The sequence below is a fragment of the Dyadobacter sp. CY323 genome, from assembly GCF_021390245.1.
Lineage (GTDB): Bacteria > Bacteroidota > Bacteroidia > Cytophagales > Spirosomataceae > Dyadobacter.
Genome location: NZ_JAJUXH010000005.1, coordinates 223311 through 238729, shown reverse-complemented (window position 1 = coordinate 238729; position 15419 = coordinate 223311). Strand labels below are relative to the sequence as shown.

Below are 15419 nucleotides of genomic sequence, written 5' to 3'. Positions count from 1 at the left end.
ACCACATTCTATTCCATTGTTTCCAGTCCGAGTCCCGGTTTGTCGCTGATTGTCATCCAACCATCTTTCAGCTCGAAACCGCCCCCCACCACATCTTTTTTAAGGTCCAGGCTGCCATCCAGATCAATATAGCCCGTATTTGCACAGGCAAATGCAACATGCAGCGCAGCCGTAATACTGATCTTGCTTTCATCGTTGCAGCCCCACATCAGGCGAATCCCGCTCGATTCCGCAACAGATGCGATTTTCAGGGCTTCGGTAATACCTCCGCATTTCATTAGTTTGATGTTAAAGTAGCCAAACAGGAGAGGAGTTGCTGATAATGCAGAGGCGTCTTTAACGGACAGCAGAGATTCGTCGGCGACTAGTTTTTCCCGTAAGTCATCTGGTAATCCTGCCAGCAAATGCTCATTTCCGGCTTTCACAGGCTGTTCGATCAATCGTATGTTGCATTTGGCAGTGAGGTTTTTAAAGCGGAGAAGTTCTGCTCTGTCGTATCCCTGGTTCGCATCCACTATGAGCGCGACATCGTCTTTGCAAAGTTCATGTAACCTCAGCATGCGCTCAATGTCCTCGTCAATGCTTTTTCCGAGTTTCACTTTTAGTATCCTGAACTTCCGCGCAATGTATTCCCGGGCTTCTTCCAGCGTTTGTTCTACGCCCAGAATTCCAATGGTTACCGAAGTTGGCATCGATTGGATCTTGCGTCCCAGAAAACGGACCAGCGGCACCTGCAGGTTTTGACAAAACAGATCATACAATGCAATTTCAAATGCGGTCCGTAACGCGGGGCTTTGCCTGTATTTTTGCTGCACCTCATCACAGAGCTGATTTAGCTCGCGGATATCACGGCCTGCGAGAAACTCTGCCTCGTCCGTCCGGAAAAGCGCAACTGCCTGCGTGAGCGTTTCTCCCACTACTTCGAAAATCGGGTTGAAAGCACCGTGGCCGGTACGTCCATCCTCAGAATGGATCCGGAGTATCCCATTTTCAACGGAACTGATTGTCTTGAAAGCAATGGTATAAGGCCGGCTCAGCTGCAAGTCCTCGACGCTGAGCGAAATGTATTTTATTTTCAAAATAGGTGAAATCAAATGGCAGGGATTGCCTGTTTCTGGCTTTGAATGTATCGTTTAACGATAGTACTGAGTGCCCCGATCTCCTGTAACGGCAGCACAACCGGTATGCCGAATTTCTCGCGATACGCTTGTCGGTATCGTTCAATTTCTTCCTTTTCCAGGCCGGATGTGTTGAGGCTTATTGCCAGCACCTCGCTGCCATAAAGCCTGATGAGGGCAATTTCCCTTTCCAGCGATATTTTTATTCCGGTTTTTTCATGTCCGTTGTAATAGGTACGCCCGGGTGCATGCTGTAAAATCACAGCCTTCGCACCTGCCGAGAGCAAATATTCCGCGCCGCAAGGCCCGCTGGGATTGCATAATGCGGATTGTCCCTCCAGAATGATCACGTCCGGAGAAGTTTCGCGGTAGCAGTTTACCACGGCATTTTCCAATTCGCCGGAAATGAAATCGTTGTAGGTGGAGTCGAGAATAAAACCATATTCGTACCCTTGCAGCCAGCCGGTTTGCCCGGTAAAGATCATTTGCGCATGGATGTGCGCGTTGGTCAGTTCCTGCGTCAGAAGTGATGTGGTGGTTCTTTTTCCAAGAGCACAGTCGGTACCCAGGATCGCTATCACCGGCGCTTTTACATGGCGGATCTCACCGGTCCAGAACTTTAATTCCTTCTTCGGGCGGGGCTTTCGGATATCGATCAGCTCAACGTTGTGCTCGCCGGCCAGTTTTCTGAATTCGTCGTGTTCAGAGAGAAAGTCATGCAGTCCGGAAACAATGGATATGCCGGCTATAATGGCTTGTGATAGTTCGTTTTTTAGACTTTCCGGCATCTTTCCGCCTGGCAGGGCGATGCCGACAATCCCGAAATCCGCTTTGCGGGTAGACTGCTCCTGAAAATCTTTTACTGACGCGTAAACGGGAATATTCCTGGGAATCCGATCCAGTACTTCGCCTGCATCCAGGCCATTGAACTTCGGATCGATCACACCGATGATCTCGTACCGCTTACTTCGCCGGATAAGCCCGTGGGCCGTTTTTGCATTAGGATGGTTTAATATTCCATCCGTGAAAATGATCGCACTTTTAAGCATAAGAAGGTGATTAGTCCAGTAGCAGCTTAGGCTACATCCAGTGTTGTCTTTGTTGTATTTCGGCTATATGCAGGTGTTCTTCATGTGTTTTGAGGTTAAACTCTTTCATGATATCAGCCACTTTCACATCGGGCGACAGACTTTCAATGATCGAAAATTCCTCTTCATGCAAAGTCCTTATCCGGACCTTCTGACCGTACTTCGCCTGAATCGCTGGGAACTGCTCGTAATAAGGATAAGAATGAAGAAATGCTTTTTCGAGGTTCAACTCGGCGCACACCCCCCATGAATCGTACAAACCGCTGGCAGCCAGCTCTTCTCCGGTAATGTCACAGATCTTGGCAGTATCTTTCGCGGTACTCGAAACGACGGCAAATTTATTCAGCCATGCCATGGTATTAACCAGTTTTCCACCCGCAAATGCCGACGGCCAGAATACCAGTTCGGCGCCTTTTTCACGCAGGCGGCGCCACCCGTCGAGCCATTCGATATCGAAGCAGGTTTGTATCCCGATCGTCCCGAAATCAGTTTTGAAAACCGGCGGGTCCAGGGGGCCGGGCGATATCCCGTTTTTCATTTCACCCGTCGTAGTTCTGATCTTATGATACTTACCAACAATTTCACCGCGACGGTCGATGAGAAAAGCCGTATTGTGATAGCGGTTTCCCTCCTTTGAATACAAGGGAACAATCGCATAGCAGTTGTTTTTTCTTGCAAATTCCTGAAAGGGACGCGTCAGGTTGCCGCTGCCATTTTCCGCTGTTTCGGTGACGGACGGCCGCTTGCCCCGGATGGCCAGTATGTGAAAGGCTTCGGGGAGGCAAATGATGTCCGGCTTGTAGGGAAGCGCTTTTTGCATTTGTTTAACTGCTGCCTGAACGATCTCTTCACAGGTATTCCCGTCCATTTTGTGCATGGTCATGGTCGCTACCCAGATCTTCCTGCCGGAAGAAGCAGGAATCGCATTGGCAGCCGCAGCGGAGGCTGTGGCGGGATTTGCGGCAGTAGTGGCTGACGTAGCGCCAATGGCTGCCAGGCTTCCAATACCCAGGTTTTTTACAAAACTGCGCCGGTTTGAATTTTTCATATGGTCGATCATTTAAATCTGCTTTGAATGTGGTAAATGAATGATTTACAAGACATGCCCCGGATTTTGTCTGATGAGATCAGGGTTAATGTCGATCTGACTTTGTGGAATGGGATAAAGCAGCTGAAACGACTGCAATACGACTGAACCTTTGAAGTGCGCATTCATCACTTCCAGCGCCCGGCCTGTACGTACCAGATCAAACCAGCGGTGTCCCTCAAATGCAAGCTCAACCTGCCTTTCGTGTTCGAGCGCGAGGGCGAAAGTATTCTTGTTCAGGTTGGCGGGCAGCGGGTTCAATCCGGCCCGTTTCCTGACTGCATTGATCTGGTCATAGGCCAGTTGGTTCGGGCCTCCATTTACTTCGTTGGTTGCTTCTGCGTACATCAGCAACACGTCGGCATAGCGCAGGTAGGGCCAGTTGTTGTCATAATTATTGGCTGTAAATGGCTGGTCATTGAATTTTAGCGTGTATTTATCTTTTACAAAAACATTGGAACTGTTCGTGTAGCCTTCCGCCAGCGAGCTCTTTTTTCTCAGATCGTTTGCCTCATAAGCTTTCGCGAGATCTTCTGTCGGAAGGTTCCGGCCATATGCGAAACCATTGATGGTGACCGAATTGCCTGAATTCCGGGGGGCGAACCAGCTTAGAAATGCACTGGACGTGCCGGTTGTGCCCTTTTTAAATTGTATTTCAAAAACCGATTCTGCATTGTTTTTGTTGGCCGGGTTCCATAATGCGGCGTAATCGGTGAGCAGGCTGTATGTTCCCTGGTCTATTACCTCTTTTAACTTTGCCTGTGCCGCCGCATACTCTTTTTTCGTCAGATAGACTTTCCCCAGCACGGCCTTCGCCGCGCCGCTGGTGGCGCGGCCGACTAGCGCACCTGAGTACGTTTTCGGCAACTTGTTTTCCGCGCTTTGCAGATCCTGTATAATCTGTGAATACACCTCGTTCGCTGCGATCCTGCCCTGGCTATATCCTTCTTCCACCGATTTGGTTTCGGTCAGGACCAGCGGGACGTCGCCGAAGATCCGCACCAGATTGAAGTACATCAAAGCCCGCAGGAAACTGACCTCTCCGATGTAACGTTCTTTCAGCGCATTCTCCATGGTAACGCCGTTGATACGTTCGAGAACAACATTGCATGCCATAATCCCGCGGTAATAGTCTACCCAGATCAAACTCAGGATGCTGTTGGAAGAAGCCATCCGGAACAGGTCCAGGTCTACGTGATCGTTATTGCCGCCGTCTTCAAAATTGAACGTATTGTCGGACCTGGTTTCGCCTACTACCCAATATCCCTGAGAGAACTGACCCGCAAGCTGAAGAGTGCTATATGCTGCATTGACAGCCAGTTCGATATCCCCGGCGGTTTTATAAAAATTCTGCGTGTTCACCGAACTGATCGGGGCCAGGTTCAGGAAGTCGTTCCGGCAGGACAGAATGGATAAACATCCAATGCACGTGGCAAGTATTGTTTTTTTCATGATAACTGATTTTACCGTGGTCTTTTAGAAGGATAAGTTTAGGCCGAGCGTGTAGGTGCGAGCCAGAGGATACGCATTGAAGTCGATGCCGGGATTTAAATTGGTGGTTGCCTCATTGCTGCCCTGCGAGTTTTGCTCGGGATTGTAGCCCATGTATTTGGTAAATGTAAAAGCGTTCTGAACGCTTGCGTAAACCGATATACCCTGGATCACCTTATTGAACAGTGTCGACGGCAGTGCATACCTCAAATTCAGGTTGCGGATCCGCAGAAACGATGCATCTTCCACGAGCATGGTGGAAATATTGTTGTTGTTGCCGCCGGTAGGGTTCGTATTGGCCCTTGGCGTTTTTCCGTCGCCAGGATTTTCAGGCGACTGCCAGCGGTTCAGGACATCCCTGCGACTGTAACTTCCCGTTACGGCGGTAATGTTTCTCCTCGCTCCATTCAGTGTGTAAAAACCCTCGGCCCCGTCTACCAAAATATTCAGGTTGAATGCTTTGTAGGAAAAATTGTTGGTCATCCCAAATGTGAAATCGGGCTGATTATTGCCTATAATGCCTATGTCCGCAGAAGTAATCTCCCCATCGCCATTCATGTCTTTGAATTTCAGGTCTCCCGGTCTGGAAGCTGCCGTGCCCGCGCCTTTTATCGATGGGCTCGAATCCAGATCAGCCTGATCACGATATACACCCACAACCTGGTAACCGTAAAAGCTGCCCATTGGCGCACCGATCTGGGTGATGTGCGTACTCGGCGTGAATGCCGGGCTCCGGCTGATGATCGGGTTTCCTTCGGGGCCCAGGGCCAATACTTTATTCCGGTTAAAGGAAATGTTGAAATCGGTGCTCCACTTTAAGGCATTGACGAGATTTTTGGTACCCAGACTAAATTCCCAGCCCCAGTTTTTGATCTTCCCAATGTTCTGGATTGCTGTCGCAAAACCTGTGGAGGCCGGCACGGGTACACTCAGTAAAAGGTCTTCGGTTATTTTATTGTAATAATCCACCGTCAGGGAAAGGCGGTTGCTGAGTAAGCCCAGATCCAGGCCGAGGTCAGCCTGGCGCATCATTTCCCAGCCCAGGTTTTCATTGCTGATCGAGGTAGGAAGCAATCCGTTAACAGCAGCGGCGGCGCCACTGCCAAATACATATTTGGCATTTCCCAGCGATGCAATATGTCCGTAGTTGCCAATGGTATTGTTACCGGCCAGTCCGTAGCTCGCACGCAATTTCAGGTTGCTGACCGCTTTGAGGCTCCCCATAAATTGCTCTTCATGCACATTCCAACCCACTGACGCCGAAGGGAAAGTGCCCCATTTTTTCGATGCGCCGAAACGTGACGAGCCGTCGCGGCGAATGGTGGCGGTGAGCAGGTATTTGTTCTGATAACTGTAGTTGACCCTCCCTAAAAGAGATAAAAGCGACCATTCGGAAATGCCTGTTCCGCCACCTGTGATCTGGCCTGCATTCAAAGTTGGCACGAGGTCATTCGGGAAATTGGTAGCCGTGAGGGAGGCGTTTTTCAAATTCGCTTTTTGTGACGTAAAACCCACGAGCGCATTGATCGAATGCTTGCCATCCATTACTTTGTTGAAGGTGAGCAGGTTTTCATTCAGCCAGTTGTAATTCCGCTGAAAGTAAGCCTCCGCCGCGGGCACAACCGGGGCCGTTACGCCTTCCCGGCTTACCGTGGAAGGATAAAACATGCTTTGCTCCGAGTCGTTATAATCTCCTCCAAGCGAAGTTTTAAATGTAAGTGATTCAGCCAGTTTGTATTCCGCGAAGACCGTCCCAAGCACGCGGAACCTCGTCTGGTTGTTTTTCCAGCGGTTGGCAACCGATACCGGGTTCTCGATGGCGCCGATATTGTAGGGGGAAGGTGTGGTCGTTACCGCGTAGGTGCCATCCGCATTGTATACCGGAATGGTGGGCGGCAGCGACAATGCGGAAGCGATCATCCCATTGTTCCAGAATTGCCCTTCCGCCTGCACGATTTTGCTTTTTGAAAAAGTAGGGGACAGGTTCACGCCCATCTTTAAACGTTCCGATAATTTCGTATCCAGATTGATCCGGAATGAGTACCTCTTGAAACCTGAGTTGATCACAATGCCTTCCTGATCGAAATAGTTGGCTGATACCAGATATTGGGTATTCTCGTTCCCGCCCGAAATCGATACCTGGCAGTTTTGCACCGGAGCTGTGCGGAATATGGCATCCTGCCAGTCCGTTCCCTTTCCCAGTTGTGAGGGATTGGCGAACATTTCCGGGACCTTATACCGGTCCACCCGGACTTCATTTGGGTCAGTCGCTTTTCCGCCCTGGTCCACCCAGGCATTGTTTCGTGCTTCGGTGTTGTATTCGGCGTATTCCCGCGCATTGAGCAAGTCAACCTTTTTCGCCACTTCCTGGATACCATAGTAGGTTTCGAACTGAATTCTCGGTTTGCCGGCTTTTCCTCTTTTGGTTGTGATCAGTACCACCCCATTGGCCCCGCGCGACCCGTAAATGGCGGCTGAGGATGCATCTTTCAAAACCTGAATGGACTCAATGTCATTTGGGTTAATGGAAGCGAGCGGGTTCAGGTCACGGCTGAAACTGCCCTCGATCGGGATCCCGTCCACTACATAAAGTGGCTCATTGCCAGCACCGATCGACCCCGAACCACGTACCCGGACAGTGACCCCACCCCCTGGCGAAGCCGAGCGCTGGGCAACCTGAATGCCCGCTGCCTGGCCGGCCATCGCCTGATCCAGACCTGTAAGTGGTTGGTTCTCTATGCTTTGTCGTGAAATCGTAGCGATGGATGCAGTTACTTCCGTTTTTTGCTGGGTGCCATACCCGACCACCACAATTTCATTGAGTGTCTTGATGTCCGGCCGGAGCGTGACATGGATCGTGGTTTGATTGCCGACAGAAACTTCCTGGATGATGTATCCGATGTAAGAAAAAACCAGGGCCGGATTAGGGAGTGTCTCCGGTAATACAATGCTGTAATTTCCATCCGCATCGGTTACCGTTCCGTTTTTGGAAGTCTTTTCCAGGATCGTTACGCCCGGCAATCCCAGTCCGTCCTCGCTTGTTACTTTTCCCCGGATGGTGGTTTCAACAGCTGATTTTTGTTCCGTTGTTGACGCTTTTGAATTTCCTTTTTCAGGCGTCTCACTGGGGTACGGATTCTGATATGAATTAATTACATATTTACCTTCCCCGAGTTTTTCAACGATCAATCCCTGCTGTTTTAATGCGCCATTCAGTTTGTCCAAAAGGTTACCCTGCTGAATGGAAGATGCATCCATTACAATGGTTTTATTCCGGACGATATTACTGTTGTAATTAAATTGTATCCTTAATTTTTTTTCCACCTGATTTAAAAAATCTTTAAGACTTTTTGCCTGATCGGAAGTCCTTGAAATCGGGTGATCCGCCTTTAAAAGAAGTGAATACAATTCTTGTGAGAAGCTTTGTGAGGTGCCTATAAGTAGGGGCACAAGAAACCACATAAGCCTTTTAGGCCGTATAAATAAATTCATGATGTTTAAGTTAAGGGACTAGGTGAAAAGGATAATTAATGATGAAATGAAATGCGGTTTCCGGACCGGGTTGTTTTTATATTAAATGACTTTGATAATACAACAATCAGTTCATTAGGATTGGCAATGGACAGTGTACCGGTAAAAGGAAGTTTTTTGATTGACTCATCTTCAAAATCGATTTTAAGGTTTAAAAGATCTTCAATGGATCGGGCAACTTCTATTAATGGGGTCTCATCAAATATAAGTTCATGATTGATCCAGCTGGAATACCTCGACGGATCGATATGCGTGCGATTCAGGCGTGAATTGGAAGCTGCATATTCGATCAGATCTCCGGGCCGCATATGCACTTTATGGTTCTGTCCCGGAACCGAAAGCTGGACCGAACCTTCCTGTAAAACAACGTTTATCTTGCTCCGACGGTTGTAGACGTTGAATTTCGTGCCTAACACTTCTACCTGAACGCCATCCGAGTACACCGCAAATTTTGCATTTCCCTTCCCCGGTTTTTTGGTGACCTCAAAAAAAGCTTCTCCTGTCAGCTCAACTTTTCGGTCAGCGGACTCATCCCAATGCTGTGCGAAAGTGAGTGTTGAATTTGCATTCAGGAATACTTTCGAGCTATCTGGCAAAGTCAGCATTTTTATCTCTCCGAACTTTGATTGATAACGCACCATTTCCGGATTTTTATTTAATTTAAAAAGCCAGAACAGCGCAGAAAAAGCAATTAATAATGAAATGGAAGCGGCAATATTGACACGGCTAAACCATTTAAACTTGCTGTGAATTGGTATGACGATATCATCCGGAATGTCATGCTCTGCTACTTTATTTCGTTGCTGAATATTTTCCCATAATTGCTTCAAATCCGTCTGACTTAATTGCGGAGTGGGTAATTGGATCGCAAGGATTAGTTCACGGGCTATTTCTACCTGTTCTTTTTTTTCGGAATGTTCTGAAACCCATAATTCCCAAAAGTGACTATTTTCTTTCGTGGGAGATTTAACCCATTCGTTAAAATAAGGATCGAGCGCAAAATCATGTTCATTAAAATCTTCGTAATTCATATGCGGTTTCTGATGCATGGTGATATATAGTAACCGGCAATCTGAATTACGATGGCAGATTAACATTCGTTTTTAACTTGAAAAAGGGGAAAAGAATAAGAAGTGACCCACGATCTGGAAATTTTTTATTGTATTTTTAAAATTCCCTAGTAGAACGCCGGATAACACCTGCTTTTTATTTTTTTAGTTCGATAAAATCTTCCATGTCTGACGATAGCGAAGCTGAACTTTGGTTAAAATTTAGAGAGGGATCGGAGGATGCATATGCCTCTATCTATGAGAAATTTGCGCCCGTTCTGTTCACCTACGGTTATCGGCTTTCGCCGGATGAAGATCTCGTGAAGGATTGCATTCAGGACTTGTTTGTGAATCTGTGGCTGTCGCGCCGGAAACTCAGTGCGACGGATTCGATCAAATTCTATCTTTTCCGGTCGTTGCGGAGGGAGATTTTCCATAAGAGTAACAGCCAAAAACAATGGCAGCATGGTTTTACCGAAGCGTTTTCCGACACAGAACCTTCGTTTGAAGATCAGTGGATCAAGGGTGAGGAAGAACAGGGCCGAAGTGCCGCATTAACCAAAATGTTCTCGCACCTTTCTGTCCGTCAGAGAGAGATCATTTTCTTCCGCTTTTTCGAAGACATGAGCTTTGACGAGATCAGCAGATTGATGGAAATCACGCCGCGGGCCGCCTATAAATTAGTTTACAGAGCCCTGGACGCAATCCGCGATTCCCTCGACCTGCGGAGTATTAAGAAATAACCGTGCATTACATCGGTCAACATTCTCCCGTGGTTCACACCGGACTTCCGTATACTTAGTGAATTGCTAATTATCCGGCTTTTTGTCATAATGCCCAATTTAATTCTAGTAACTATAATTTTTATAGAATTTGCTTTGCTAAAATCCGTGCGATACTTTTAGGATAATTTTCCAAGAAGGTTAAAGCCGAGAAACAATGAGGGAGATATCCGCCGCAGAGGACAGCTTGCTGATGCTTCAGATCCGTGAGGGAAACAGGGATGCTTTTGACGCATTGTACCGGAAACACTGGAAATTTGTGTACAATGCCGCCTACAAGCGACTGGAAAACTACGATCAGGCCAAGGATATTGCCCAGGATGTATTCATTCAGTTCTGGACCCAACAGACGTCGCGTGTGTCCGCGCCGGCTATCGATAATTTGTCGGCCTACCTGTTCGTCGCCGTCCGTAACAATGTGTTGAAATGGATGGAGAGCGAGAAGAAGTTCGTGCCGATCCCTGAATTGCTTGTTCAACTGGAAAGCCGCAGGGACCATGCAGATGCGCAGGTCAGGTACAATGAACTCCGTGCCGCATTTGAGACGGTCGTCGAACGATTGCCCCAGCAACAGCAGGTTATTTTTCGCATGCGCTATGACTTCGATCTTTCCAGCGACGAGATCGCCGATAAGCTCAACGTTTCCCCGAAAACGGTCCGTAACCAGCTTGGCCGGGCTTTGCTGAAGTTGAAGACCGCATTGTTGATGTCTTTGGTTTGCATATCCTCCTTTTCTTTCGCAGCCTGAGGGTTGTTAAAAAAAGATAAAAAAAGTTCTGTCCGGCGTGGGCGGATTTTGGGTTTTCGGAACATACAGGTGAGATCAGTAATTTCTATCGGTATTATCGGAATGTTTAAAGGATCAAAGGCCTGACATGCAGCAAGAACAATTTTTAAAGATTCTGGAAAAATACCGGACAGGAAAGGCTACGAGGGAGGAAACTGACCTGATAAAAGCGTATTACAATGCATTTGAATTTCGGCCCGATATTCTCGATAGCATGTCGGAAATGGACCAGGAAACACTGGCGCTGGAAATTAAGCGAAATATCGACGAACAGGCACCGGAGAAAGCGGAGATCGTTTTTCCCTCAGCTCAAAGAAAATTGCCGGTATGGTCAGCCTACGCCGCGGCTGTGCTTGTGTTGCTGGTTTCTGCTTTTGTTTTTTTTAGAAATACTGAAAAAGCAGAGCCTGAGGTAGTTTATGTTAAGAGTGAGAAAAAAGTAAGCAAACCCAATAATTTCGTTCAGCTGCCCGATGGCAGCACGGTAATTCTTACCGCCGGCAGCAAGATCGATTATCCCGATTCATTTGATAATAAGAAAAAGAGGGAGGTATACCTTTCCGGAGAGGCTTATTTTGACATTCAGCGCAATCCGGCAAAGCCTTTTATCGTGCATGCCGGAAAATTATCGACGACCGTACTGGGTACCGCATTCAACATCAGGGCCTGGCCCGGAGACGAAAGTATAACGGTCACCGTTACCCGGGGGAGAGTGAAAGTGAGCGACCAGAACAAGATTTTCGGAACCCTGATACCCGATCAGCAAATCACTTACAATACCGTAAACCACGAAGCTGTACAACAGAAAGTCAATGCTGAAAAGACGGTCGAATGGAAGAGTGAGAACCTTTTGTTCGACGATGTGACGGTCTTCAACGCGGCGAAGCTGATCGAAGAGCGGTTCAGCGTAAAGATCCGGATCGACGGCGAAAGGCTGAAAACACAGCGTTTTACCACAACCTTTGGAAAGGACGAAACCCTGGAAAGTGTATTGAAAAGCATTACGGAATTCAACGACGCCAGGTACGAGCTGGATCCGATAAATAAAGCAGTTATTATTTCACCCAACTAAACCCAATTTCCTATGAACAATTGTACTGTTCGAAAATTAAAGAAGCTTATGCGATTTTCACTGATTTTGTCACTGGCTGTTTTAGCGACTACCCAGCTTCTGAGCGCTTCGACCCTGAAAGGGCAGAACCTTGAGAGCCTGGAGGTAGAAATAGCGCTGAAAAACGGAACGCTCATCGACGTGTTCAATCAGATTGAGCAACAGACACCGTTCCGGTTTATGTACCGTAAACAGGATGTGAAGCACATTGGTGAGCTGGAACTCAAAGGAGGAAAAATCACCGTCGAAAAACTTCTCGTCAGGTTACTTACGCCTAATAAGTTGACTTTCAAGCAAGTCGATAAAAGGATATTGATCAGCGTGATGAAAGAAGTGAACCAGCCAGGAAATTCCGGCAAGCAGCCGCAGGATGCCAATGTTCCCATAAAAGGCAAGGTCACCGAAGAAAAAGGGGGCGCTTTGCCGGGCGTGAGCATTCTCGTAAAGGGAAGCCAGCGCGGCACGGTTACGGATGTGAACGGTGAATATTCTCTGGATATTTCGGAAAATGAAAGAGCGGAAGGTACGCTGACACTTATTTTTTCATTCGTCGGGTACGTACCCCAAGAAATAATTGCAGGAAATAAGACTTCCCTGGACGTAGTGCTGCTGCCTGATACAAAGGCATTGGAAGAGCTGGTTGTGGTAGGTTACGGCACGCAGAAAAAGACTTCCGTAACCGCAGCCATATCTTCCATGACAGGCGGCGAGGTGGCTTCGACGCCCATTACAAATCTCAGCAACGGATTGGGAGGCAGAATGTCGGGTGTGATTTTCCGCCAGGGTTCGGGCGAGCCGGGCCGGGATGCATCCAGTATCTACATCAGAGGTATCGCCACGACGGGGAACAGCCAGCCATTGCTGGTGGTAGATAATATCCCGAGGGCGTTTCAGGATCTTGATCCCAACTCGGTTGAAAGCATTACGGTTTTAAAAGATGCCGCGGCGGTTGCGCCATATGGTGTGGCCGGTGCAAACGGGGTAATCCTGGTTACTACCAAAAAAGGGAAGGCAGGCTCTCCGGCGCTCACATACAACGGCTACATGGGTTTTCAAAATCCAACCGTGCTCACGAAATATCCGAATTCGTTCGAATATGCATCGTTGCTCAACGCGGCTTCCCGGAATGAAGGCCTGCCTGCAAAATACTCGGACGCCGATCTTCAAAAATTCAAAGACGGTTCCGACCCGGTGAATTTTCCCAACAACAGCCCCTGGGATCTGGTCAATAAAAACACTGCTCTCACAAGTCATAACCTCGAAATTTCAGGAGGTACCGATCTTGTGCAGTATTATGGAAGCCTTGGGTATCAGTATGAAGCGGGTTTGTTCGGGTCTACTTATCAGCATCGTTTCAACCTGAATTTCAGTCTTGATGCGCAGGTTACCAAATCAACCAAAGTTTCGTTGTCACTGAAAGGCCGGGAGCAAAACAACCATTATCCGTCGTCGACCACCGACCGGATGTTCATTACCATTACCAATGCAAACCCAACCTGGACGCAGATTTACCCCAACGGTCTGGTCGGAAATCTTTTGGCCGGATTAATAAAAAGTGACGGGTACCGTAAGATCAATACCACGCAAATTTTCTCTCAGCTCTCCATTGAGCAGGACCTGAATTTTATCAAGGGATTGAAACTCAAAGGCTCCGTAGCCTATGACCCGACCTCGACTTTTAACAAAAACTGGCTCACCCCGATTGCCATCTGGGCGCCGGTCGCGGGGAGCGATCAGTATAATGTCTCATACGGCGAACGGTCTGCAGCCGAACTGACCCAGGGATACATACGTGCCATGCAGCTCACATTTCAGGGAAGCCTCAACTACGCCCGCTCATTCGGTAAGCATTATGTCGGATTTTTAGGTCTTTTTGAAGCCAAAGGAAATGATCAGCTTACGTTTGGGGCGACGCGGAAAAACTTCGGCCTAAGCATCGATGAGCTGAATATGGGAAGCTCGAACCAGGCGGATATCTCCAACTCGGGAAGTTCTACCAGGGCCAGGCAGGTGGGGCTGGTTTATCGTGGCCAGTATGATTACGACGGAAAGTACCTCTTCGAAGCCAGCGGACGATACGACGGCAGCTACTATTTTGCCCCCGGCAAGAAGTTTGGATTTTTCCCGGCATTCTCGCTCGGTTGGAGGATTTCGGAAGAGAATTTCATGAAAGGAAATGTCAACTGGGTCAATAATCTTAAAATCAGGGCATCTTATGGAGAAGTAGGCGCACTCGCGGGCAGCGCATTTCAATACCTGAGTACGTATGGGGTATATGGCCCGGCCTATGTGCTTGGCGGAAAAGCAGTTCAGGGGATTAGCGAACGCGCCGAGTCCAATCCGAACATTACGTGGGAAAGAGCTAAAAAAACTGACATCGGAATAGAAGCAACACTTTGGAAAGGTCTGGTGACGATCGAAGCGGACTATTTCTATGAAAAAAGATCCAATATGCTGACAACGCCTGACGTAACCGTTCCGGCAGAATACGGGATCGGGCTGAGCCAGGTGAATGCAGGTATCATGGAAAACCGCGGGATCGACCTCTCTATTGGTACCGAATACAATGTAACCAAAGACCTGCACGTATCGCTGACCGGTAATTTCACATATGCAAAAAATACGCTGCTGAAAGTTTTTGAAACAGCATCCACTTTTGGCAACCCAAACCGCAAAAGGACCGGAAGGCCGCTCGGAACGCAGTTTGGATATAGCTCACTGGGTTTCTTTCAGGTCAATGATTTTACCGAAACCGGCGCATTGAAACAGGGCATAGCGGTACAGCCGTGGGGCAAAGTACAGCCGGGCGACATCCGCTATGAGGATATGAACAAGGATGGCGTGATCAATACGGACGATGAGACGGTGATCGGTAATCCAGACGTTCCGCAGATCATTTACGGGGTAATGCCTAACATTACCTATAAAGGACTGGCTTTGAATGTGTTGTTTCAGGGAGCGGCGAAGACCGATTTTTACACCAGCCTGTATTCCGCCTGGGCTTTTTACGGAGGAACGGTTCCGGTAAAAGAAAACCTGGATTACTGGACTCCTGAAAACACCAATGCATTAAACCCCCGGATCACCAGCGCGCCGACCACCAACAATACACAGATGTCTTCTTTCTGGATGAGGAATTCGGGTTACCTGAGATTGAAGAGCGCGATGCTTTCTTATTCGATCCCTTCGAACCTGATGAGCAAAGTACGCATGAAGAACGCCCGGGTTTTTGTTTCGGGACAAAACCTGCTGACCTGGACAAAGATCGTCAATTACGATCCGGAGAACATTGTAAGCTCGGGGCTCAATTACCCGCAGCAACGCGTGGTTTCACTGGGTATGAACGTCACGTTTTAATTCAACAGATCAAAAAAA

The 15419-nt window shown here is 48.1% G+C and carries 10 protein-coding genes; 4 read left to right on the top strand and 6 right to left on the bottom strand.

Going from position 1 to position 15419, the window contains the following annotated elements:
* Window positions 1-8: 8 nt before the first annotated feature.
* The 6 genes from LZG72_RS11800 to LZG72_RS11775 are packed head-to-tail and all read right to left on the bottom strand — an operon-like array spanning window position 9 to window position 9346.
* On the bottom strand, window positions 9-1079 hold the full coding sequence (locus LZG72_RS11800; protein WP_233871977.1) for a mandelate racemase/muconate lactonizing enzyme family protein: 1071 nt from the start codon (window positions 1077-1079) through the stop codon (window positions 9-11).
* An 11-nt stretch (window positions 1080-1090) separates the two neighbouring features.
* The gene (locus LZG72_RS11795; RefSeq protein WP_233871974.1) at window positions 1091-2167 is read right to left on the bottom strand and encodes a DUF1611 domain-containing protein; all 1077 of its coding nucleotides are present in this window, start codon (window positions 2165-2167) and stop codon (window positions 1091-1093) included.
* 31 nt (window positions 2168-2198) lie between these two features.
* Window positions 2199-3254: a carbon-nitrogen hydrolase family protein gene (locus tag LZG72_RS11790; protein WP_233871971.1), complete on the bottom strand. Its 1056-nt coding sequence runs from the start codon at window positions 3252-3254 to the stop codon at window positions 2199-2201.
* Window positions 3255-3299: 45 nt separating this feature from the next.
* Complete coding sequence (locus tag LZG72_RS11785) at window positions 3300-4745, bottom strand: RagB/SusD family nutrient uptake outer membrane protein (RefSeq protein ID WP_233871968.1); 1446 nt, start codon at window positions 4743-4745, stop codon at window positions 3300-3302.
* Between the two features lie 24 nt (window positions 4746-4769).
* Complete coding sequence (locus LZG72_RS11780) at window positions 4770-8276, bottom strand: TonB-dependent receptor (protein WP_233871965.1); 3507 nt, start codon at window positions 8274-8276, stop codon at window positions 4770-4772.
* 35 nt (window positions 8277-8311) lie between these two features.
* Window positions 8312-9346: a FecR family protein gene (locus tag LZG72_RS11775; protein WP_233871962.1), complete on the bottom strand. Its 1035-nt coding sequence runs from the start codon at window positions 9344-9346 to the stop codon at window positions 8312-8314.
* 203 nt (window positions 9347-9549) lie between these two features.
* On the opposite strand from LZG72_RS11775, the gene LZG72_RS11770 reads away from it, so the two are divergent.
* From LZG72_RS11770 to LZG72_RS11755, 4 genes are all read left to right on the top strand, one after another.
* On the top strand, window positions 9550-10107 hold the full coding sequence (locus tag LZG72_RS11770; protein ID WP_233871959.1) for an RNA polymerase sigma factor: 558 nt from the start codon (window positions 9550-9552) through the stop codon (window positions 10105-10107).
* Window positions 10108-10303: 196 nt separating this feature from the next.
* Entirely contained in the window at window positions 10304-10894 is a 591-nt protein-coding gene (locus LZG72_RS11765) for an RNA polymerase sigma factor (protein ID WP_233871956.1), read from the top strand.
* Window positions 10895-11021: 127 nt separating this feature from the next.
* Window positions 11022-12005 carry a FecR family protein gene (locus LZG72_RS11760; RefSeq protein ID WP_233871953.1) on the top strand — a complete coding sequence of 328 codons (984 nt, stop codon included), beginning with the start codon at window positions 11022-11024 and terminating at the stop codon, window positions 12003-12005.
* 48 nt (window positions 12006-12053) lie between these two features.
* Window positions 12054-15401: a TonB-dependent receptor gene (locus LZG72_RS11755; RefSeq protein WP_233871950.1), complete on the top strand. Its 3348-nt coding sequence runs from the start codon at window positions 12054-12056 to the stop codon at window positions 15399-15401.
* Window positions 15402-15419: the final 18 nt, after the last annotated feature.

What these genes read in the sequence shown, in the direction of transcription:
- LZG72_RS11795 (WP_233871974.1), bottom strand. Translation starts at nt 2,167, where the DNA reads ATGCTTAAAAGTGCGATCATTTTCACGGATGGAATATTAAACCATCCT.
- LZG72_RS11790 (WP_233871971.1), bottom strand. Translation starts at nt 3,254, where the DNA reads ATGAAAAATTCAAACCGGCGCAGTTTTGTAAAAAACCTGGGTATTGGA.
- LZG72_RS11785 (WP_233871968.1), bottom strand. Translation starts at nt 4,745, where the DNA reads ATGAAAAAAACAATACTTGCCACGTGCATTGGATGTTTATCCATTCTG.
- LZG72_RS11780 (WP_233871965.1), bottom strand. Translation starts at nt 8,276, where the DNA reads ATGAATTTATTTATACGGCCTAAAAGGCTTATGTGGTTTCTTGTGCCC.
- LZG72_RS11775 (WP_233871962.1), bottom strand. Translation starts at nt 9,346, where the DNA reads ATGAATTACGAAGATTTTAATGAACATGATTTTGCGCTCGATCCTTAT.
- LZG72_RS11770 (WP_233871959.1), top strand. Translation starts at nt 9,550, where the DNA reads ATGTCTGACGATAGCGAAGCTGAACTTTGGTTAAAATTTAGAGAGGGA.
- LZG72_RS11765 (WP_233871956.1), top strand. Translation starts at nt 10,304, where the DNA reads ATGAGGGAGATATCCGCCGCAGAGGACAGCTTGCTGATGCTTCAGATC.
- LZG72_RS11760 (WP_233871953.1), top strand. Translation starts at nt 11,022, where the DNA reads ATGCAGCAAGAACAATTTTTAAAGATTCTGGAAAAATACCGGACAGGA.
- LZG72_RS11755 (WP_233871950.1), top strand. Translation starts at nt 12,054, where the DNA reads ATGCGATTTTCACTGATTTTGTCACTGGCTGTTTTAGCGACTACCCAG.